Annotated in this window: 15 protein-coding genes and 1 pseudogene; 12 read left to right on the forward strand and 4 right to left on the reverse strand. The window is 67.0% G+C overall.

What is annotated here, in order from left to right:
- The first annotated feature begins 55 nt into the window (after window positions 1–55).
- The 8 genes from pilM (at window position 56) to ugpQ (ending at window position 8,085) form a co-directional block, all read left to right on the forward strand.
- Window positions 56–1,051, forward strand: coding sequence for a type IV pilus biogenesis protein PilM (pilM, locus tag C7401_RS28965; protein ID WP_112174836.1), 996 nt, complete (start codon window positions 56–58; stop codon window positions 1,049–1,051).
- Window positions 1,048–1,749, forward strand: a complete 702-nt coding sequence (locus C7401_RS28970; protein WP_112174837.1) for a hypothetical protein — start codon at window positions 1,048–1,050, stop codon at window positions 1,747–1,749. The genes pilM and C7401_RS28970 overlap by 4 nt, the downstream gene beginning before the upstream one ends.
- Window positions 1,746–2,591, forward strand: coding sequence for a hypothetical protein (locus C7401_RS45690; RefSeq protein ID WP_112174838.1), 846 nt, complete (start codon window positions 1,746–1,748; stop codon window positions 2,589–2,591). Before C7401_RS28970 ends, C7401_RS45690 begins: the two co-directional genes overlap by 4 nt.
- Complete coding sequence (locus C7401_RS28980) at window positions 2,588–4,195, forward strand: type IV pilus secretin PilQ (RefSeq protein ID WP_112174839.1); 1,608 nt, start codon at window positions 2,588–2,590, stop codon at window positions 4,193–4,195. Before C7401_RS45690 ends, C7401_RS28980 begins: the two co-directional genes overlap by 4 nt.
- A 108-nt stretch (window positions 4,196–4,303) precedes the next feature.
- Window positions 4,304–4,858 (forward strand): shikimate kinase AroK, encoded by a 555-nt coding sequence (gene aroK / locus C7401_RS28985; protein ID WP_112174840.1) that lies wholly within the window; start codon window positions 4,304–4,306, stop codon window positions 4,856–4,858.
- A gap of 74 nt (window positions 4,859–4,932) precedes the next feature.
- Window positions 4,933–6,015: a 3-dehydroquinate synthase gene (gene aroB, locus C7401_RS28990; RefSeq protein WP_112174841.1), complete on the forward strand. Its 1,083-nt coding sequence runs from the start codon at window positions 4,933–4,935 to the stop codon at window positions 6,013–6,015.
- A gap of 34 nt (window positions 6,016–6,049) precedes the next feature.
- Window positions 6,050–7,285 carry a deoxyguanosinetriphosphate triphosphohydrolase gene (locus C7401_RS28995; RefSeq protein ID WP_112174842.1) on the forward strand — a complete coding sequence of 412 codons (1,236 nt, stop codon included), beginning with the start codon at window positions 6,050–6,052 and terminating at the stop codon, window positions 7,283–7,285.
- A 38-nt stretch (window positions 7,286–7,323) separates the two neighbouring features.
- On the forward strand, window positions 7,324–8,085 hold the full coding sequence (ugpQ, locus tag C7401_RS29000) for a glycerophosphodiester phosphodiesterase (RefSeq protein ID WP_112174922.1): 762 nt from the start codon (window positions 7,324–7,326) through the stop codon (window positions 8,083–8,085).
- A gap of 34 nt (window positions 8,086–8,119) precedes the next feature.
- Here the strand turns inward: ugpQ and C7401_RS29005 are convergent, their stop codons facing one another.
- Window positions 8,120–8,497, reverse strand: a complete 378-nt coding sequence (locus C7401_RS29005) for an ElaB/YgaM/YqjD family protein (RefSeq protein ID WP_112174843.1) — start codon at window positions 8,495–8,497, stop codon at window positions 8,120–8,122.
- A gap of 365 nt (window positions 8,498–8,862) precedes the next feature.
- Complete coding sequence (locus C7401_RS29010) at window positions 8,863–9,582, reverse strand: OmpW/AlkL family protein (RefSeq protein WP_112174844.1); 720 nt, start codon at window positions 9,580–9,582, stop codon at window positions 8,863–8,865.
- Between the two features lie 188 nt (window positions 9,583–9,770).
- Between C7401_RS29010 and C7401_RS29015 the strand changes: the two are divergent.
- From C7401_RS29015 to thpR, 4 genes and pseudogenes are all read left to right on the forward strand, one after another.
- Window positions 9,771–10,460, forward strand: a pseudogene (locus C7401_RS29015) (transposase); the annotation flags it as partial.
- Window positions 10,461–11,123: 663 nt separating this feature from the next.
- Window positions 11,124–15,824 (forward strand): glutamate synthase-related protein, encoded by a 4,701-nt coding sequence (locus C7401_RS29020; protein WP_112174845.1) that lies wholly within the window; start codon window positions 11,124–11,126, stop codon window positions 15,822–15,824.
- A 113-nt stretch (window positions 15,825–15,937) separates the two neighbouring features.
- Complete coding sequence (locus tag C7401_RS29025; RefSeq protein ID WP_112174846.1) at window positions 15,938–17,404, forward strand: glutamate synthase subunit beta; 1,467 nt, start codon at window positions 15,938–15,940, stop codon at window positions 17,402–17,404.
- 303 nt (window positions 17,405–17,707) lie between these two features.
- Complete coding sequence (gene thpR, locus C7401_RS29030) at window positions 17,708–18,268, forward strand: RNA 2',3'-cyclic phosphodiesterase (RefSeq protein ID WP_112174847.1); 561 nt, start codon at window positions 17,708–17,710, stop codon at window positions 18,266–18,268.
- Between the two features lie 38 nt (window positions 18,269–18,306).
- On the opposite strand, the gene C7401_RS29035 is transcribed toward thpR, so the two are convergent.
- Both C7401_RS29035 and C7401_RS29040 read right to left on the reverse strand, forming a co-directional pair.
- Complete coding sequence (locus tag C7401_RS29035) at window positions 18,307–19,671, reverse strand: D-amino acid dehydrogenase (RefSeq protein ID WP_112174848.1); 1,365 nt, start codon at window positions 19,669–19,671, stop codon at window positions 18,307–18,309.
- Window positions 19,672–19,720: 49 nt separating this feature from the next.
- A complete protein-coding gene (locus C7401_RS29040; protein WP_112174849.1) occupies window positions 19,721–21,016 on the reverse strand; it encodes an MFS transporter in 1,296 nt (431 codons plus the stop codon).
- Window positions 21,017–21,090 lie beyond the last annotated feature (74 nt).

Below are 21,090 nucleotides of genomic sequence, written 5' to 3' on the forward strand. Positions count from 1 at the left end.
CCCCATCGACGCGCGGCGAATGGTTCGCGGCGCGCGGGCGTATGGGAGAAGTGCAATGGGATTCGGGAGTTCGGTGTTGTTGGGCGCGCGCCGCTATGCCGCGGGCGTGGATCTCGGCGTGCGCGGCCTCACGCTGGTGGTGTTGAGCCAGCGCGTCGTCGGCGCGGGGCCGGCCCGGCTCGAATGGCTGGCGAGCGCGCCGCTCGCGCGCGAGGCGCTGGCGGGCGCCGAGATCGTCGATCGCGCAGCCGTTGTCGGTGCGTTGCGCAGTGTGTTTGGCGAGTTGCCGCGTGCTTGCGCGGCGGCGTCGCTGCGTTGCGCGATGGCGCTGCCCGCGAGCGCCACGCTCGTCGCGACAGTACCGCTCGCGCGCTTCGCGCCATCCGGCCCGGTAGACGACTCCGGCATTCATGCGGGCCTGGAGCCGCTCGTGCTTGCGGAGGCCGAGCGTGTGGCCGGCGTCGAGCGCGGCGAACTCGCGGTCGACTGGAGCGTGCTGCCGGCCACGCCCGCCCTCGACGCCCGGCAGGCGCGCGAAGCGCAGATCACGATCGCGGCAACGGCGCGGCAGCACCTGGAAACGCGCATCGAATGTGCGGCCATGGCCGGCATCACGCTATGCGCCATGGACGACGAAGCGCACGCCGCGTTGCGCGCCATGCGGTATGCGGCGGCTTACGAGCTGCCGCCGCACGAACCCTGGGTGGCGCTCTGGATCGGACAGGAAGGCGTGCACGGCTGGCATCTGGTCGACGACTCGGTTATTCGGCAGATGCACTTTCCGGCGCTCGAGCATGCCGACCTCGTGGAGGCGTTGCGCGATCTTGTCGATGGCGAACAGCCCGGCTGCGTGCAGGTTTCGGGCGAGCTTGCCATGCTGCGCGGCGTGAACTTCACGCTGGCCGACATCGGCGACGCGCTGAGCGCGCCGGTGCTGCCGTTCGAGTGCGCGCCGCTCGCCGACATCGAACGGTCTCTCGATGCGCACCTCCTGCATGATCCCGCGTGCGCTGTGGCGTTCGGGCTCGCGCTGCGCGGGGTGAGCGAATGACGGGCGCGGTGTCGGGCGGGCGTGCTGTGCGCATTGTCTCGCCACGCGCGCTCGGCGGGTTCAATCTGCTGCCTTGGCGGCAGCGTGCGATCCGTCGGCTGCGCCGGCGGCGGTTGTTCGAGTGGTTGGCCGCCGCGGTCGCGGGCGGCGCGTGTGCGCTCGGGGTTGTGCTCTGGCAGTTCGAGGAGCGCGGCGGGATCGAGGCGCGGCGTGACGTATTGGAGCAACCGCTTGCGCACTGGCGTGCTCCGTTGGGCGAAGCGCAGCGGCTGGCGCGCGAGGCCGAGGCGCGGCGTACCGGCGAGCAACTCGCGCGACAGCATGCGCGGGCGGCAACGCGCCTTTTCGCGCTCGCCGATGCGCTGGCGAGCGGCGTTCCACCGGGCACAGGTTTGGAGCAGCTTGCCCAGTTCGCTGATGAAACCGATCTGCTGGCGAGCGCGGCGGACGAGTCGGCTGCGGCAGCATGGCTTGGACGGTTGCGCGCGCTGCCCGGCGTCGAGACCGTGAGCGTGCGAGAGCTCAAGCGCGCAACACCGGCGGGCGGCGCACGCGCAGGTTCAAGTTCAAGTGCACGCCCGCAGGAGGGGGAGCCGATTCGCGTCGCAGCGCATCTCGTCTGGCAAGGGGCGAGCGATGTGCCGCGCGCCGACAGGCCCGGCGTGCAGCGAAGTCCCGCAGCGAAGGAGGCGAAATGAGCGCCGCCGTGCAGGCGCGAGCGAGCGTTGCATGGCGTGGCTGGCCGCCGCTTCATGCGTGGAGCGCGCCCCGGCGTCTTGCCGTCGCGTTGGCGATCGCATTCCTGTCGGGAGCGGTGGCGAGCTGCGCGTGCATCGTCGGGGATCCGCTGGGCGTGCATGCGGGGCGCACCGCGCTGGCGGACGCCCAGATGCGTTACGACGACGCCAGGCGAGCGTTGGCGCGCTTGCCCGCGTTGCGCGAGGCAGCGGCCGGGGAGGCCGCGCACGTGCCGCACGCCGGCAATTCTGCGGACGACATTCGCCGGATCTCGCAGCTTGCCGCACAAGCGGGCCTCGTCTTGCACGCCCTGGAGCCAGGTGCCGCCGGCGGTGCTCACGCCGAAGCGTTCCGTTCGATCAAGCTGGTCGCGCAAGGCAGCTTTGCGCAATTGCGTTCGCTACTGGAAGCGTTCGTCAGCGAGCCTGCCTTGACGGTGCCAGCCGAACTGGCGATCCGGCGCACGAACGCCGGCCTTTCGATATCGGCGACATTGCGCGTGTACGACGCGCTGCCCGCCGCACCGCTTGCCTTGGCGTCCGCCGAAGGCGCCGGGGCGGTTGCCGACCCGTTCGCTCGCGCCACGGCGGCCGGAAGCGCTCAGAGCGGCTGGCGGCTCGCCGGCATCCTTCAGGACCGGCAGCGCATTGTCGCGCTCGTGGAAACGCCCGAAGGCGTCGTCACGGCGCAGGCAGGGCAGGCGATTGGCGACGGGCGCGTCGTGCAGGTCGGGCCGGCGCGTGTTGTCGTGCTGGCGGGCGGGGCGACGCATGCGCTCGGCTGGACCGAGGCGGCGAAATGAGCGCGGTCCGTTGGGGCGTTTGCGTGCTCTGCGCATCGCTGTGGAGTGTCGCTGTATCGGCCGCCACGCCATTGCCGCAGCCTGCGTGGGCGCGGCAGTCAGGGGCGCTCGCGCATTACGAAGCGCCGCCGTTGCCGAAAGACACGGTAGGCACAGGGGGCGCGGAAGCGTCGTCGTCGCAATGGGTGGCCAATCCTTTTACGGGCGGCGGCGAGGGCGCGGCTCCAGAAAATACCCCGGCAGACAATGCCGACGAGGCTGCCGGCGCCGCGCCGCCCGCACGAGAACCCAGCAGCACCCCACCGGTGGCCGCGCCACTCGAAGGGCCGCCCGTGCCCATACGCGCACCGGCGCGGCTCAGCGACTCCGCCTCCGGTGACGACGGTTTGCCGCCCGACCGGCCCATCACGCTCAACTTCCAGCGCGCGGAGCTCACGGCCGTACTGCATGCATTCGCCCAGTTCACGAAGCTCAATATCGTCGCGAGCGAACGGGCGCGCGGCCAGGTCACGTTGCGCCTCGATCGCGTGCCGTGGCGCACCGCGTTCGACCTGCTGCTCGAGGCGAACGGCCTGGCGATGTCGCGCATTGGCGACGTGATCTGGGTCGCGCCCGCCGCCGAGCTCGCGGCGCGCGAGCGCCAGCGCTTCGAGGCGCATGCGCGGGCCGCCGAGCTGGAGCCGCTCGCGAGCCGCGCGTTCGAGCTGCACTATGCACGCGCCGAAGACTTGCGCCGGCTCCTGAGCGGCTCGGGTGCGCAGCGCGCGCTTTCGAAGCGTGGCGCTGCCGTGGCGGATACGCGCACGAACCTGCTGTTCGTCACCGATCTGCCAGCGCGGCTCGACCAGATCGGCGAGCTCGTGCGGCGTCTGGACGCGCCAGCGCGGCAGGTGCTGATCGAGGCGCGTATCGTCGAGGGGGACGAGGGACTCTCGCGCGAGCTGGGCGTGCGCCTTGGCGTGACGCCCGTGGCGGTGGACGGTTCCACCGCGCGCGGCCTGGGCACGGGCGCGGACGGCACCGTCTACGACCTTGCGGCCGGACCGCTTTCGGGTTTCGAGGCTGCGGGCCTGGGCCTCACGCTGCTGGCCGCGCGCGCCACGCGCCTGCTCGACATCCAGTTGAGCGCGCTGGAGGCCGAGGGGCGCGGGCGGGTGGTGTCGAGTCCACGCGTCGTCACGGCCGACCGCGTGAAGGCGGTCGTGGAGCAGGGCACGGAGCTGCCGTATCAGGCCAAGGTCGGGCAGGGCGTTTCGGGCGTGCAATTCCGGCGCGCCAGCCTGAAACTGGAGGTGGAGCCGCAGATCACACCCGACGGCCGTGTCATTCTGGACCTCGACGTGGCCAAGGACAGCGTGGGCGAACAGACCGCCGCCGGGCCCGCGATCAACACCAAGCACGTGCGGACCCGCGTGGAAATCGAGGACGGCGGCACGGTGTCGATTGGGGGGATCGACGCAAGCGATGATCGGGATGATGTGACGCGTGTGCCGCTCCTGGGCAAAATACCGTTTTTGGGCGCGCTTTTTTCGCATCGCGCGCATCGGGACCAACGCAGCGAACTGGTGGTTTTCATCACGCCGCGTGTCGTGGAGTCGAACTGACCCTGGTTGGCCGCAAGCGGCGCGCCGGGGCCGGAACGCCCAGGCCGCAGGCTCGACAACGCCGCCGCTTTGCCAGTAAGCTGCCACACCAACCTTTCGTAGGAATCGCTGCAAGTGCGGGACGCAAACGCCAATGTATTTTTCGTAGGGCTCATGGGCGCCGGCAAGACGACCGTGGGCCGGGCGGTCGCGCGCCGGCTGGAGCGTCCGTTTTTCGACTCCGATCACGAGATCGAGGCGCGCACCGGCGCGCGCATCCCGGTGATCTTCGAACTGGAAGGCGAAGCGGGCTTTCGCGAGCGCGAGGCCCAGGCGATCGAGGAGCTGACGGGGCGCGAAGGCATCGTCCTCGCCACCGGCGGCGGCGCGGTGCTGCGGCCCGAGAACCGCGCGGCGCTCAAGGCGCGCGGCTTCGTCGTGTATCTGCGCGCGCATCCGCACGACCTGTGGCTGCGCACGCGGCGCGACAAGAACCGTCCGCTTTTGCAGACCGAAGACCCCAAGGGGAGGCTCGAAGCCCTCTACGAAGCACGCGACCCGCTCTATCGCGAGGTCGCCGACTTCGTGATCGAAACGGGCCGGCCCTCGGTCAACGGGCTCGTCAACATGGTGCTGATGCAGCTCGACATGGCCGGGGTCGCGCGGGCCATCGCGCGCGAGTAGGGTCCGAACAGGGTGCGAGCCACGCCCCGGTCGAAGCGTCAGGTAGTGCACCAGCAACTCTCACACTTCAGAGCATGATTACCGTCAACGTCGAACTGGGCGATCGAGCCTACCCCATCCATATCGGCTCCGGCCTGATCGGCCAGACGGCGCTCTTCGCGCCCCATATCGCCGGCAAGTCGGTGACGATCGTGACGAACACCGTCGTCGATCCGCTCTACGGCGAGGCGCTGCGCGCCGCGCTCGCGCCGCTCGGCAAGGACGTCAACACCGTCGTGCTGCCCGATGGCGAGGCGCACAAGAACTGGGAAACGCTCAACGAGATTTTCGACGCGCTGCTCACCGCGCGCGCCGACCGCAAGACTACGCTCATCGCGTTGGGCGGCGGCGTGACGGGCGACATGACCGGCTTCGCGGCCGCCTGCTACATGCGCGGCGTGCCGTTCATCCAGGTGCCGACCACGCTGCTTTCGCAGGTCGATTCGTCGGTGGGCGGCAAGACCGGCATCAATCATCCGCTCGGCAAGAACATGATCGGCGCGTTCTACCAGCCGCAGGCCGTGATCGCCGACATCGGCGCGCTGCGTACGCTGCCGGAGCGCGAACTCGCGGCGGGCATTGCCGAGGTCATCAAGACGGGCGCCATCGCCGACGCCGAATTCTTCGACTGGATCGAAGCCAACGTCGAAGCGCTCAACCGCTGCGAACCCGAAGCGCTCGTGCACGCGGTCAAGCGCTCGTGCGAGATCAAGGCTTCGGTCGTGGCCGCCGACGAACGCGAAGGCGGCCTGCGCGCCATTCTCAACTTCGGCCACACGTTCGGCCACGCGATCGAGGCCGGGCTGGGCTACGGCGAATGGCTGCACGGCGAGGCCGTGGGGTGCGGCATGGTGATGGCGGCCGATCTTTCGGTGCGCGTGGGCATGCTGGACGACGCTTCGCGCGCGCGGCTCGTGCGCCTGGTGCAGGCCGCCAGGCTGCCCGTGCAAGCGCCCGCGCTCGGCGCGGATCGCTATGTCGAGCTGATGCAGGTCGACAAGAAGGCCGAGGGCGGGGCGATCAAGTTCATCCTGCTCAAGCGCTTCGGCGAGACGCACATCGGCCGTGCGCCCGACGAAGCCGTGCAGGCCACGCTCGCGGCCACGACGCAAGGCTGACGCGCCGCCGGCCATAACCCCTCGCGGAGGAACGGTGAGCGATACCCGCAGCGATATCCGTAGTGATCCCCGTATTGATCTCAGCCGTGAAGTACGCGGCGCGGCGCCCGCAGCCGACGCCAATGCGGCGCTCCTCGCCTCCTTCGAGGCGGGGCTCGCGCCTTATGCGGCACACGCTTCGCATTCGCGCGGGCGGCGCTACCCGGAGCCGCCACCGGCCGCGCGCAGCGAATTCCAGCGCGACCGCGACCGCATCGTCCACTCCACCGCGTTTCGCCGCCTCGAATACAAGACCCAGGTCTTCGTGAACCACGAGGGCGATCTCTTTCGTACGCGGCTCACGCACAGCCTCGAAGTCGCGCAGATCGCGCGCTCGGTCGCGCGCAATCTGCGTGTGAACGAGGATCTCGTCGAGGCGATCTCGCTCGCGCACGACCTCGGTCATACGCCGTTCGGCCATGCGGGCCAGGACGCGCTCAACGAGTGCATGCGCGAGCACGGCGGCTTCGAGCACAACCTGCAAAGCCTCGCCGTGGTCGACGAGCTCGAGGAGCACTACGGCGCGTTCGACGGCCTGAACCTGTGTTTCGAGACGCGCGAGGGCATCCTCAAGCACTGCTCGCGCGAGCACGCACGGCGTCTGGGCGATCTGGGCGAGCGCTTCCTGCTCGGCCGGCAGCCTTCGATCGAGGCGCAGATCGCCAACATCGCCGACGAGATCGCCTACAACAACCACGACGTCGACGACGGCCTGCGCTCAGGCCTCCTCACCATCGAGCAGCTCGCCGAAGTCGAGCTCTGGCAGATGCATTACGACGCCGCGCGGGCCGAGTATCCGCAGATCGAGGGGCGCCGGCTGATCCACGAGACCGTGCGGCGCATCATCAATACGCTCATCGTCGACCTGATCGGGCAAACGCGGCGCAACCTCGCCGAGCGCGCGCCGCAGTCGCTCGACGATGTGCGCGCGGCGCCGCCCCTCGTCGCGCACAGCGAGCGCGTGGCGGCGCAGGCGGCCGCGCTCAAGCGTTTTCTGTACCGCAACCTGTACCGCCACTATCGCGTGATGCGCATGGCCAACAAGGCGCGGCGTGTGGTGAAGGGCTTGTTCGAAGCGTTCAGCGAAGACCCGCGCCTCTTGCCGCCCGCGTACCAGACGCCCGACGCCGCGCTCCAGCCTCGCCTCATTTCGCACTACATCGCGGGCATGACCGACCGGTATGCCCTGAAGGAGTATCGCCGGCTCTTCGTCGTCGACGACGACGCGTGAGCGCGGCGCGCGCCCTGCCGATTCCGGGAGTCCATCCGATGAAGTCCTGGCCGTATCCGCGCGTCGCCGCGCACCGTGGGGGCGGCACGCTCGCGCCCGAAAATACGCTGGCCGCCTTGCGCATCGGCGCGAGCTACGGCCACACGATGGTCGAGTTCGACGCCAAGCTGTCCACCGACAACATCGCGTTCCTGCTGCACGACGACACTGTGGACCGGACCTCGAACGGGCACGGCGCGGCCGCATGCATGCGCTACGCGGAGCTGGCCGCGCTCGACGCCGGCAGCTGGCGGGACGCGCGCTTCGCCGGCGAACGCATGCCCACGCTCGCCGAAGTCGCAGCCAGTTGCCGAGAACTGGGCCTCGCGGCGAATGTGGAGATCAAGCCCTGTACGGGCCGTGACGTGGAGACAGGGCGCATCGTCGCCGCGGAAACAGCGCGGCTGTGGTCAGGGGAAGCAGAAGGCGCGCAAGGCGTGTCGCCGTTGCTCTCATCCTTCTCCTACGCGGCGCTGGAAGCGGCGCGAGACGCTGCGCCGGATCTGCCGCGCGGCCTGCTGTTCGAGCGTGTGCCGACCGACTGGCGCGAGCAAACCGCCGCGCTCGGCTGCGTCTCGCTCCACGCGAGCCATCGCCACCTCGACGAGGCGCTTGTCGGGCGTATCAAGGCCGCGGGGCTTTTCATGCTCGCTTACACGGTCAACGATCTCGAGCGGGCGCGCGAACTCGTGCGTTGGGGCGTCGATACGGTCTGCACCGACCGCATCGACCTGATCGGGCCGCGCGCGCTCGACGCCTGAAGCGCGGCGAGCGGCTGACGCCGCGAGGTTGCGTCTAGCGGCAGCGCGCGAGCAGCGCGCCCGCTACCAGCGCCACGCCGCCGACAATCGCCACGGCTTGCCACGGGTTGCGATGCACATAGTCGTCGGCGCCGGCGATGGCCGCGTCGGTGTGTTCGCGCGCGCTCGCCCGCGCCACTTCGAGGCGTTCACGGGCGGCGTCGAGGCGTTTGCGGATGTCGGCGCGCAATGCCGTGGCATCGGCCTGGGTTCCCTCGCCCAGCGTGGTTTCCAGTTCGGCTAGCAGATCACGCAACTCGTCGGCGATATCGGCGGCGGCGCTGCGGCCGCGACGCGCAATGCGCCGCGCGCGGCGGCCCGTGCGCGTCCAGGAATCTCCGAGGGCTTCTCGCGTGTTCGGAAAGGCGCTCATGTATGGCTCCGTCGTTGAAAAAGCACAGGTAAAAGGCTCGCCGCAGCGCGCGCGAAAAAGGGCGCGTCAAGGCGAGGACCGGAGTGCGAGTATTGCGCAATTCCAGTGCCCGGGCTTTGAAACCGCGCAGCGCGAACGGCGCAAACGCCCGCCGGATGGGGCTCCCCCGTCCGGTGACAAAACAAATGATTACGGGGACAGCACGCTTTTTCGCAGAGGCATAGAATCAGGATAAGCCCATGCGATTGTCGGGAAAATCTGGTGAAGCGTGAGACTGGAGGGGACGGCAGGGAGGGGGATCGCCGCTCTTCGCCGGACACCGCTGGGGTGAGGCGAAGGGCGGGCGAAATGGCGCGCAGCGCGGCCTAGAAGTTGTAACCGACCTTCAGATAGGTCACGAGCGGGTTCAGGTGGATCTTGGCTTCCGAACGACGCACCGTGCTGAGCTGGTTGTTGACCGTGGTGTCGAACGAGGCGATCACGCTGATCGGGATGTACGAAAGCGAGAAGCCGGCGAACCAGTGCTTCGTGAAGTTGTAGTTGAAGCCCAGGTTAAACACGGGGGCCCAGGAACGATCCGTCGAAACACTGGTCGGACCCCCAAGTACACCTTGTTCGAAGGCGGCGTTCGTGATGTGCGCGTCGGTGAACCAGGCGTAGGTGAAGCCGATGCCGAGGTAGGGCCGGAATTTTGCTTCAGGCTTGTTGAAGTAGTACTTGAGCAACAGGGCCGGGCTCCAGAGCTTCGCCTCGCCGACCTTGCCGAACGTGCTGAAACTGCCGCCGCCGGAAAGGTCGAACTTCGGCGGAATGCCCAGTTCGGCTTCGGCAGCGAAGTGGTCGGTGATGTAGTAGCCGAGGGAAAGCCCCAGGGTGTCTGCGGAACTGATATTGGCGCCAGTGTTCGGAATGGCCATGTTAACCGGCGTGCCACCTGAACTGATGATCTTGAGCGGGTCGCTGCTGTCCTGGGGCATGAAGCGGAACCAGCCGGTGGTGACGTAGAACGTGTTGGCTGTCTGTGCGTGTGCTGCCGTGAAACTGGCGAGCGCGGCTACCCCTGCCAGCGCCTGTTTTAATTTCATATTAATGCTCCTCCATGAAAGGCCCGCCCATTATGAACACAACGTTTGCAACAAACCATACGCGACCGTTAGAGCTTTTTTACTAAGCGCCGCGAGCTTTCCGCTTAAGCCGCATTCCGGCGAGAACTAGCGCTGGAGCGGCCTGGCGGGTCTGCGGGTATTCACCAACGGAACCAGGAAAATCGAGCATGGCACGGCTTGCACGTCTTTATGTTCCCGATCAGCCGCAGCACGTGATCCTGCGCGGACTCGATCAGCAGCCCGCGTTCGTCGATGACCAGGACTACGAACTGTTCATCGACTGCCTGAAGGCCGCGGCGCGCGATCATCATCTGGCGGTTCATGCGTGGGTTTTGATGCCCGGCGCGGTGCAACTGCTCGTCACGCCCTCCGACGAATCCAGCCTTCCCAAGGCAATGCAGGCGGTCGGCCGGCGCTACGTAGCGCATTTCAACCGGCGCTATGCGCGGCGCGGCACGCTCTGGGAGGGGCGTTACCGGGCAACGGTCATCGAGGGTGAGCGCTTCTTCCTGCTCGCGAGCCGGGTGGTCGAGCTCGCGCCGGTGCGCAGCCACCTCGTGACGGCGCCCGAGGACTACCGATGGTCGAGCTATCGCCATCACATCGGTCTCACGGTCGACAGCCTCATCACCGATCACCCGCTCTACTGGGCGCTCGGCAATACGCCGTTCGAGCGTCAGCGCGCGTACCGGGAGCTGTGCGAGCTGCCGCTCGACGAGCGCGAAACCACGCAGCTCATGCAGGCCACGCTCAAGGGCTGGGTGCTCGGCAGCGACACCTATCGCGACTGGGCGTCGCGCAGCGCGAACCGGCGCGTCTCGCCGCTGCCGCGCGGGCGGCCGCGCAAGGTGCGCGAGGCGCCGGGCACGCCCGCGGCCGCTCCGGGCGCCCTCGGTGCAGCGGCCACCGCAAGCGCCGCTGCCACGCCTGCCACGGCGGTGAACCCGGCAGGCGGGCATGTCGGCGGCTCCGGGACGGGGCAATCCGCCCCCCATTCCGGGTCTCAACCTGCGGCCAATCCGGGTGGCGCCGGCGCGACCCATGGAGCCGGTCATCAAAGCCATCAGGGGAGTGGTTCCGCTACAACACCTGGTGTGAATCCGAATCCCACAACGGGCCATTCTGGTGGTTCACAGGGTTCCGGCGGCGGCGGCCAGGGCAGCCCGGCTTCGGGGCACGATGAACGCAAGCCCGGCACCGGCACGCACTGATCGTCTTTCGGGTCAAGGGTTTACGAGATAAACGGCATCTACGGGTGCCGTTTTCTTTTGCCCGAAAATGATGTGGCACTAATAAAATAATGTGCGAATGCACCAACACGATAATTAGGGTTCGAACATCACGTTTTATTTGCATGCCCTTGATTCGTCGCGTATATTCGCCTTTCGGCTCTCCTGGGCGCATAACGCGGGAAGCACGTAACACCCCGCGCAACGCCGTACAGCGGTCACGCGAGCGGCGGGAAACAAAGAACACGGATTCAACGGTCGGCAACGGCCCCCCACTCTGACGGTGTCCCCATGACTGATCACCAGCAGCGCGCCGCGGTGCCCGCAGCGCAAGGTCTCTATGACCCGCAAAACGAACACGACGCCTGTGGCGTCGGCTTCGTCGCCCATATCAAGGGCAAGAAGAGCCACGAAATCATTCAGCAAGGCCTGAAGATTCTCGAAAACCTCGACCACCGGGGCGCCGTGGGCGCCGATCCGCTGATGGGCGACGGCGCGGGCATCCTGATCCAGATTCCGGACGCGTTCTATCGCGAAGAAATGGCCAAGCAGGGCGTCACGCTGCCGCCGTTCGGCGAGTACGGCGTCGGCATGATCTTCCTGCCGAAGGAACACGCGTCGCGTCTCGCATGCGAGCAGGAACTCGAGCGCACGGTGCGCGCCGAAGGCCAGGTCGTGCTGGGCTGGCGCGACGTGCCGGTCGACCACGCCATGCCGATCTCGCCCACGGTGAAGGCTAGCGAGCCGCTGATCCGCCAGATCTTCATTGGCCGCGGCAAGGACGTGATGGTCACGGACGCGCTCGAGCGCAAGCTGTACATCATCCGCAAGACCGCGAGCCACCGCATCCAGGCGCTCAAGCTCAAGCACGGCAAGGAATACTTCGTGCCGTCGTGCTCGGCGCGCACGGTCGTCTACAAGGGTCTGCTGCTGGCGGGCCAGGTCGGCGTGTACTACCGCGACCTGCAAGACGAGCGCGTCGTGTCGGCTCTGGCGCTCGTGCACCAGCGCTTCTCGACCAACACGTTCCCGGCGTGGGAACTGGCTCACCCGTACCGCATGATCGCCCACAACGGTGAAATCAACACCGTGAAGGGCAACGTGAACTGGCTGAACGCCCGTACCGGCGCGATCGCCTCGCACGTGCTCGGCGACGACCTGCCCAAGCTGTGGCCGCTGATCTACCCGGGCCAGTCCGATACCGCTTCGTTCGACAACTGTCTCGAACTGCTGGTGATGGCAGGCTACCCGCTCGTCCACGCGATGATGATGATGATCCCGGAAGCCTGGGAACAGCACACGCTGATGGACGAGAACCGCAAGGCGTTCTACGAATACCACGCTGCGATGATGGAGCCGTGGGACGGCCCCGCCGCGATCGCGTTCACCGACGGCCGCCAGATTGGCGCTACGCTCGACCGTAACGGTCTGCGTCCGGCGCGCTACATCGTCACGGACGACGATCTGGTCATCATGGCGTCGGAAGCCGGCACGCTGCCTATCCCTGAGTCGAAGATCGTCAAGAAGTGGCGTCTCCAGCCGGGCAAGATGTTCCTGATCGACATGGAGCACGGCCGCATCATCGACGACAAGGAACTCAAGGACAACCTCGCCAACGCCAAGCCGTACAAGAGCTGGATCGACGCCGTGCGCATCAAGCTCGACGAGATCGAGCCGAAGGCGGAAGACGTCGCGACCGCGCGCGCAGAAGCCGCCGCGCTGCTCGACCGTCAGCAGGCGTTCGGCTATACGCAGGAAGACCTCAAGTTCCTGATGGCGCCGATGGCGATGTCGGGTGAAGAGGCCGTCGGTTCGATGGGCAACGACTCGCCGCTGGCGGTCATGTCCAACAAGAACAAGACGCTCTACAACTACTTCAAGCAGCTGTTCGCGCAGGTCACGAACCCGCCGATCGACCCGATCCGTGAAAACATGGTGATGTCGCTCGTCTCGTTCATCGGCCCGAAGCCGAACCTGCTCGACACGAACAACATCAACCCGCCGATGCGCCTCGAAGTGTCGCAGCCGGTGCTCGACTTCAAGGACATCGCGAAGATCCGCGCGATCGAGCAGTACACGGGCGGCAAGTTCAGCAGCTACGAGCTGAACATCTGCTATCCGGTGGCCTGGGGCAAGGAAGGCATCGAAGCGCGTCTCGCGTCGCTGTGCGCGGAAGCCGTCGATGCGGTCAAGTCGGGCTACAACATCCTGATCGTGTCGGACCGCCGCGCGGACCGCGACAACGTCGCGATCCCGGCGCTGCTCGCCACCTCGGCGATCCACTCGCATCTCGTGCAGCACGGTCTGCGCACGAGCACGGGTCTCGTCGTGGAAACGGGTTCGGCGCGTGAAACGCACCACTTCGCGCTGCTCGCCGGTTTCGGCGCGGAAGCCGTGCACCCGTACCTCGCGATGGAAACGCTCGCGCAAATGGCGCAGGGCCTGAAGGGCGATCTGTCGGGCGAGAAGGCCGTCTACAACTTCACCAAGGCAGTGGGCAAGGGCCTGCTCAAGGTGATGTCGAAGATGGGCATCTCCACGTACATGTCGTACACGGGCGCGCAGATTTTCGAAGCGGTGGGTCTCGCTGACGAACTCATCGCCAAGTACTTCAAGGGCACGGCATCGAAGGTCGGCGGCATCGGCCTGTTCGACGTCGCGGACGAAGCGATCCGCATGCACCACGACGCATTCGGCGACAACCCGGTTCTCGCCAACATGCTCGACGCGGGCGGCGAGTACGCGTACCGCGTGCGCGGCGAAGACCACATGTGGACGCCGGACGCGATCGCCAAGCTCCAGCACTCGGCACGCAGCAACTCGTACCAGACGTACAAGGAATACGCGCACCTGATCAACGATCAGACCAAGCGCCATATGACGTTCCGTGGTCTGTTCGAATTCCGCCTCGACCCGGCGCGCGCGATCTCGATCGACGACGTCGAGCCGGCCAAGGAAATCGTCAAGCGCTTTGCGACTGGCGCGATGTCGCTCGGCTCGATTTCGACCGAAGCGCACGCTACGCTGGCCGTCGCGATGAACCGCATCGGCGGCAAGTCGAACACGGGTGAAGGCGGCGAAGACGAGAAGCGCTACCGCAACGAGCTGCGCGGCATTCCGATCAAGAACGGCGACACGATGCGTTCGATCATCGGCGAAGAAGTCGTCAAGGACATCCCCCTGAAGGATGGCGACTCGCTGCGCTCGAAGATCAAGCAGGTGGCTTCCGGCCGCTTCGGCGTGTCGGCGGAGTACCTGTCGTCGGCTGACCAGATCCAGATCAAGATGGCGCAGGGCGCGAAGCCGGGCGAAGGCGGTCAGCTGCCGGGCCACAAGGTTTCGGAGTACATCGGCAAGCTGCGTTACTCGGTGCCGGGCGTGGGCCTCATCTCGCCGCCGCCGCACCACGACATCTACTCGATCGAAGATCTGGCGCAGCTCATTCACGATCTGAAGAACGTGAACCCGGTGTCGTCGATCTCGGTGAAGCTGGTGTCGGAAGTGGGCGTGGGCACGGTGGCAGCCGGTGTGGCGAAGGCCAAGGCCGACCACGTCGTGATCGCCGGTCACGACGGCGGCACGGGCGCGTCGCCGCTCTCGTCGCTCAAGCACGCTGGCACGCCGTGGGAACTCGGTCTCGCGGAAACGCAGCAAACGCTGGTGCTGAACCAGTTGCGCGGCCGTATCCGCGTGCAGGCCGACGGCCAGATGAAGACGGGCCGCGACGTGGTGATCGGCGCGCTGCTCGGCGCGGACGAATTCGGCTTTGCGACGGCACCGCTCGTCGTGCAGGGCTGCATCATGATGCGCAAGTGCCACCTGAACACCTGCCCGGTCGGCGTTGCGACGCAAGATCCGGTGCTGCGCGCGAAGTTCTCGGGCCAGCCCGAGCACGTCGTCAACTTCTTCTTCTTCATCGCTGAAGAAGTGCGCGAAATCATGGCGCAACTGGGTATCCGCAAGTTCGACGATCTGATCGGCCGCGCGGATCTGCTCGACACGCGCCGTGGCGTGGAACACTGGAAGGCGAAGGGTCTCGACTTCTCGCGCGTGTTCTACCAGCCGACGGTTGGCGAGGAAGTCGCACACAAGCACGTGGGTACGCAAGACCACGGTCTTGAGCGCGCGCTCGATCACACGCTGATCGAGAAGGCAAAGGCTGCGATCGAAACGGGTGAGCACGTCTCGTTCATCCAGCCGGTGCGCAACGTGAACCGCACGGTCGGCGCGATGCTCTCGGGCGTCGTCGCGAAGAAGTACGGCCACGACGGTCTGCCGGAAGACTCGATCCACATTCAGTTGAAGGGCACGGCAGGTCAGAGCTTCGGCGCGTTCCTCGCTCGCGGCATCACGCTGGATCTGGTTGGCGACGGCAACGACTACGTGGGCAAGGGCCTCTCGGGCGGCCGCATCATCATCCGTCCGACCAACGACTTCCGCGGCAAGTCCGAAGAAAACATCATCTGCGGCAACACGGTGATGTACGGCGCACTCGAAGGCGAAGCCTTCCTGCGCGGCGTGGCGGGCGAGCGCTTCGCGGTGCGTAACTCGGGCGCGACGGCGATCGTCGAAGGCACGGGCGACCACGGCTGCGAATACATGACGGGCGGCACGGTGGTGGTGCTCGGCGAAACGGGCCGTAACTTCGCGGCGGGCATGTCGGGCGGTATCGCCTACGTGTACGACCCGGAAGGCACGTTCGCCGGCAAGTGCAACAAGTCGATGGTTACGCTCGATCCGGTGCTGCAACAAGCCGAACAGGAGCGCACCGTGGACCGCGCACTGTGGCACGCAGGCCAGACCGACGAAGCGCTGCTCAAGGGACTCGTCGAGCGTCACTTCCAGTTCACCGGCTCGCCGCGTGCGAAGGCGCTGCTGGAAAACTGGGACGCGGCACGCCGCCAGTTCGTGAAGGTGTTCCCGACGGAATACAAGCGCGCACTGGGCGAAATCGGCGCGAAGAAGGCGAACCAGGAAGAGCTGGCCGCTTGAATCCCGTCTGATTCCAGCACTGACGACTTAAAGACGAAGCGCCCGCCGCGCGACTAGATACGCGGCGGCGGGCGCGGTCCCCCTCACTGAATAGATAGATAGACGAGAACCAAATGGGTAAGGCAACCGGTTTTCTCGAGTTCGAGCGCCAGCATGAGGCGTACGAAGCACCGCTCACGCGCGTGAAGCACTACAAGGAATTCGTGGCGGCGCTCTCCGACGCCGACGCGAAGGTCCAGGGCGCACGCTGCATGGACTGTGGCATCCCGTTCTGCAACAACGGCTGCCCGGTCAACAACATCATTCCGGACTTCAACGACCTCGTGTTCCGCCAGGACTGGAAGAGCGCGATCGAAGTCCTGCACTCGACCAACAACTTCCCCGAGTTCACGGGCCGTATCTGCCCGGCGCCCTGCGAATCGGCGTGTACGCTCGGCATCAACAACGATCCCGTAGGCATCAAGTCGATCGAGCACGCGATCATCGACAAGGCCTGGGCCGAAGGCTGGGTCGCGCCGCAAGTCGCGAAGCACAAGACGGGCAAGAAGGTTGCCGTCGTCGGTTCGGGCCCCGCGGGTCTGGCCACGGCGCAGCAACTCGCGCGCGCCGGTCACGACGTGACGGTGTTCGAGAAGAACGACCGCGTGGGCGGCCTGCTGCGCTACGGCATCCCCGACTTCAAGCTGGAAAAGTGGCTGATCGACCGCCGCATGCGCCAGATGGAAGCCGAAGGCGTGACGTTCCGCACCAACGTGTTCATTGGCAAGGGTGAACTGCCCGCGTACATCGGCAACACGGCGAAGGAAACCATTTCGCCGGAAGAACTGAAGGAACAGTTCGACGCCGTGGTGATCGCAGGCGGTTCGGAAACGCCGCGTGACCTGCCGGTGCCGGGCCGCGAGCTCGAAGGCATCTACTACGCCATGGAGTTCCTGCCGCAGCAGAACAAGGTCAACGCCGGCGACAAGCTGTCGAACCAGTTGCTCGCCAAGGGCAAGCACGTGGTGGTGATCGGCGGCGGCGATACGGGCTCCGACTGCGTGGGCACCTCGAACCGCCACGGCGCGAAGAGCGTCACGCAGTTCGAACTGCTGCCGCAGCCGCCCGAGGAAGAGAACAAGCCGCTCGTGTGGCCGTACTGGCCGATCAAGCTGCGCACGTCGTCGTCGCACGAAGAAGGCTGCTCGCGTGACTGGGCGGTCGCCACGAAGCGTCTGGAAGGCAAGAACGGCAAGGTCGAGAAGCTCATCGCCGCGCGCGTGGAGTGGAAGGACGGCAAGATGGTCGAAGTGCCGGGTTCGGAATTCGAAATGAAGGCCGACCTCGTGCTGCTCGCCATGGGCTTCACGCAACCGGTTTCGCCGGTGCTCGAAGCGTTCGGCGTCGAGAAGGATGCGCGCGGCAACGTGCGTGCCTCGACCGAAGGCGACAAGGCGTACTACACGTCGGTCGACAAGGTGTTCACGGCAGGCGACATGCGCCGTGGCCAGTCGCTGGTGGTGTGGGCGATCCGTGAGGGCCGCCAGTGCGCACGCTCCGTCGACGCGTACCTGATGGGCAGCTCGGAGCTGCCGCGTTAAGGCCGGATCTGGGACCAGAGTAAGCGCTAAAGCGCTAACTCTGGTCGACACGTGAGGGCCGTCAATGCGCACGCTCCGTCGACGCGTACCTGATGGGCAGCTCGGAGCTGCCGCGCTAAATCCGGTGTGTCCGTCGTCATGACAGGACGCACGGGAGACGGCAGGAGACGAAACGACAGAAACCGGGCACCCGCAAGGGTGACCCGGTTTTTTTACGTCCGTGCTGCGGGTTTGCATGGGCGCGCGGCGCACGGGACAGGATTACCATGTCGCGATTGCCCGACCAATCGAGGCCTGCCGATCATGTCCGAAGCCCGCGAGACCGATCGAGAGACGCAGCAATGGCGGCGCTGCTTCGTCGCGCTCTCGCCAGATCCGGCGACACGCGACGCGCTGGCCGCGCTCGCCGTGCCGGCCAACGCGCGGCGCGTGCCGTCCCCGCAACTGCATCTGACGGTGGCGTTCATCGGCGCGATGTCATTCGACCAGGGGGACGCGCTGTCGCGGCGGCTCGCCGAGCACGCGCCGCGCATTCCGCCCTCGCAGGTCACGCATATCGAGAGCTGGCCGGGACGCGCGCATCCGCGGCTGATGGTGGCCGTGCTGGCGATGTCGGATGCGTTCACGGCGCTCGACTGGCGCGTGCGCTCGCTGATGGGCGATGTGGGCTTGCCGCTCGACGCACGGGCGTTCCGTCCGCATGTGACGCTCGCGCGGTTCGCGCGCGACGCCGTGGGCGCGCCAGCGACGGCCGACGGTGAAGCGTTGCCGCCGCTGCGCTTCGAGTCGCTGGTGCTGTATTCGAGCACGCTGGCGAAGCAGGGCGCGCGCTATGAAGCCTTGACGAGCGTCGCGCTCGGTTGAGGCACCGGGGCGCGCTTCTCAGTGTCCCTCGCCGTCGTTCAGCGTTCGTAGCGTGCCAGCGTCAAACCGTTGAGGTCGATTTCCGGCTTGTGTTGCGTGACGAGGTCCGCGAGCACGCGGCCCGAGCCCATCGACATCGCCCAGCCAGTGGAGCCGTGCCCGACGTTCAGCCACAGTCCGTCCACGCCGGAGCCGCCCAGCAGCGGCGCGCCGTCCGGCACCATGGGGCGGCGTCCGACCCAGAATTGCGCCGAAGAGGGCGTCGCCGCGTGCGGGAACCAGTCGTCGAGCACCTTCATGAGCGTTTGCAGCGCCTGCTCGCGCAGCGTCGAGCGATGGTCGCCGAGTTCCGCCGTTCCCGCCACGCGCAGGTAAGGCCCGAAGCGCGTGATCGCCGTTTTGAGCGACTCGTCCATGAGCGCGGCGCGCGGGGCCTTCTGCTCGTCGACCACGGGCAGCGTGGCCGAATAGCCCTTCACCGGATACAGCGGCACCCGCACGCCGAGCGGCGCGACGAGCGCCGCGCTCTCCACGCCCAGCGCGACCACCACGGCGTCGGCGGCGAGCGTTTGCGGTGTGGCGTCGGCCGGTTCGCTGCGCTCGGCCGGGCGCAGCACTTCCGCCGGCGCGCGGCGCTGCTCGCGCCGGTCCTTGCGGTTGTTCGCCTTGCGGCGGCCGGGCACGGCGCGCACGCGCACGCCGCTCACCTTGCCGCCCGCGGCTTCGAGCGCGAGCACTTCGGTATCGAACAGGAACGTCACGCCTTTCGCCTCGCACACGGCGCGCAGTTCGCGCGTGAAGCGCGCGCAGTCGCCGGCTTCGTCATCGGGCAGATACACGCCCGCCACCGGCTTCACGCGCGACCAGGCGAGGCCCGGCTCGACCTGCGCGCATGCGGCGGAATCGAGCTCGCGATAGGCGATGCCCGCGTCGCGCAGCACGCCGAGCGCCGGCTGCGCGAGTTCGAGGTCGTAGTCGCTGCGAAAGAGCTGGAGATACCCCTGGCTGCGCCCGTACTCGAACGCGTGCGTGGCGCGAAACGCGTGCAGGCATTCGCGGCTGTAATAGGCGATGCGCTGCATGCGTTGCTTGTTCACGCGAAAGCGCGCGAGATCGCATTCGCGCAGCCAGCGCGCGATCCAGCGCCACTGCGCGGTGTCGAGCGTGGGCCGGAAGATCAGCGGCGAGGTGGGCTTGAGCAGGTACTTGATGAGCTTCGCGGGCATGCCAGGCGCGGCCCACGGCGTGACGTAGCCGGGCGCGATCACGCCGGCGTTGCCGAAGCTCGTGCCGAGCGCGACTCCCGGTTCTCGTTCGATGACCGTGACGTCGCAGCCTCGTTCGCTCAGATAGTACGCAGTGGCGACGCCGATCACACCGGCGCCGAGGACGATCGTTTTCATGCCGGGAGGACAACAGGAAGGGACGGTGGGTATTGCAGCACGTTCGTGCTCATCGTGCAGTGGATCGAGCAGACGGGCGCTCGGCCGCATCAGTGGGCGTTTCTTCGGTGAGCACCTTGCCCTTCGTTTCGGGCAGGCACAGCGCCGCGACGATCACGAGCAGGTAGCCCGCGCCCGCCACCGCGCCGATCGCTTTCACGAGCGAGGTGGTTTGCGCGAACGTGCCCACGAGAATCGGGAAGAACGAGCCGAGACCGCGCCCGAGGTTGTAGCAGAAGCCCTGGCCCGAGCCGCGAATCGCGTTCGGATAGAGCTCGGAGAGATACGCTCCCACGCCCGCGAAGATGCCCTGCACGACGATGCCGAGCGGAAAGCCGAGCAGGAGCATGGCGGCGTCGGTGATGGGCAACATCGTGTAGGCCATGCCGAGCACGAACGAGCCGATGGCGAACAGGATGAACGAAGCGCGCCGCCCGATCTTGTCGCAGAGGATCGCGCCGACGATATAGCCCGTGAACGAGCCGACGATCAGCACGATCAGATAGCCGCTCGTGTTGAACACCGAGAGGTGGCGCACCGTCTTGAGGTAAGTGGGCAGCCAGGTGGTGATCGCGTAATAGCCGCCGAGCATGCCCGTGCACAGCACGCTGCCGAGCACCGTGGTGGTCAGATGCGCGGGCGCGAAGATTTGCAGGAAGCTGCCTTGCACCGCGCCGCTTTCGCGCGCGCGGCGGGTGGCGACGAACACCTCGGGGTCGCTCACGTTGCGGCGCACATAGAGAATCCAGAGCGCGGGCAGGATGCCGATCCAGAAGCACGCGCGCCACGCGTATTCCTCGGGCAGCAGCGCGAAAAAGGCCCAGTAGAGAATGGCGGCCGCGCCCCAGCCGAACGACCAGCTGCTCTGCACGGTGCCCACGGCCTTCGCGCGATGCTGCGGGGAGCGGATCGTTTCGGCCATCATCATCGTGACGACCGTCCATTCGCCGCCAAAGCCGATGCCTTGCAGCGTGCGCGTGGCGAGCAGTTGCCAGAACGAATGCGTGAAGCCGGAGAGGCAGGTGAAAAGGGCGAAAGTGGCGATGGTCCACTGGAGCACGCGCACGCGGCCGTAGCGGTCGGCGAGGATGCCCGCGAGCCAGCCGCCCACCGCCGAGGAGATCAGCGAGCTCGTGGCGATCATCCCGGCCTCGCTCTTGGTCATGCCCCAGGTGGCGATGAGCGTCGGGATCAGGAACGAGTAAATCATGAAGTCGAACGCGTCGACGGCATAGCCGCCGAAGCCCGCGTAAAGCGTGCGCCGCTCACGCGCGTTCAGCTCCGTGAACCATTGAAAGTAGCCCATCGTGTGTCTTCCCCCATTCTTGTTGTGCGCGCAACGAGCCGGGTGAGCGGCGCGCGCGGCGCAAGCGACACGAC

The sequence above is a fragment of the Paraburkholderia unamae genome, from assembly GCF_003268775.1.
In the GTDB taxonomy this organism is placed as follows: domain Bacteria; phylum Pseudomonadota; class Gammaproteobacteria; order Burkholderiales; family Burkholderiaceae; genus Paraburkholderia; species Paraburkholderia unamae.

Bases quoted from the DNA above. Each gene is read 5' to 3' on its own strand.
- pilM (WP_112174836.1), top strand. From the start codon at position 56: ATGGGATTCGGGAGTTCGGTGTTGTTGGGCGCGCGCCGCTATGCCGCG.
- C7401_RS28970 (WP_112174837.1), top strand. From the start codon at position 1,048: ATGACGGGCGCGGTGTCGGGCGGGCGTGCTGTGCGCATTGTCTCGCCA.
- C7401_RS45690 (WP_112174838.1), top strand. From the start codon at position 1,746: ATGAGCGCCGCCGTGCAGGCGCGAGCGAGCGTTGCATGGCGTGGCTGG.
- C7401_RS28980 (WP_112174839.1), top strand. From the start codon at position 2,588: ATGAGCGCGGTCCGTTGGGGCGTTTGCGTGCTCTGCGCATCGCTGTGG.
- aroB (WP_112174841.1), top strand. From the start codon at position 4,933: ATGATTACCGTCAACGTCGAACTGGGCGATCGAGCCTACCCCATCCAT.
- ugpQ (WP_112174922.1), top strand. From the start codon at position 7,324: ATGAAGTCCTGGCCGTATCCGCGCGTCGCCGCGCACCGTGGGGGCGGC.
- C7401_RS29005 (WP_112174843.1), bottom strand. From the start codon at position 8,497: ATGAGCGCCTTTCCGAACACGCGAGAAGCCCTCGGAGATTCCTGGACG.
- C7401_RS29010 (WP_112174844.1), bottom strand. From the start codon at position 9,582: ATGAAATTAAAACAGGCGCTGGCAGGGGTAGCCGCGCTCGCCAGTTTC.
- C7401_RS29020 (WP_112174845.1), top strand. From the start codon at position 11,124: ATGACTGATCACCAGCAGCGCGCCGCGGTGCCCGCAGCGCAAGGTCTC.
- C7401_RS29025 (WP_112174846.1), top strand. From the start codon at position 15,938: ATGGGTAAGGCAACCGGTTTTCTCGAGTTCGAGCGCCAGCATGAGGCG.
- thpR (WP_112174847.1), top strand. From the start codon at position 17,708: ATGTCCGAAGCCCGCGAGACCGATCGAGAGACGCAGCAATGGCGGCGC.
- C7401_RS29035 (WP_112174848.1), bottom strand. From the start codon at position 19,671: ATGAAAACGATCGTCCTCGGCGCCGGTGTGATCGGCGTCGCCACTGCG.
- C7401_RS29040 (WP_112174849.1), bottom strand. From the start codon at position 21,016: ATGGGCTACTTTCAATGGTTCACGGAGCTGAACGCGCGTGAGCGGCGC.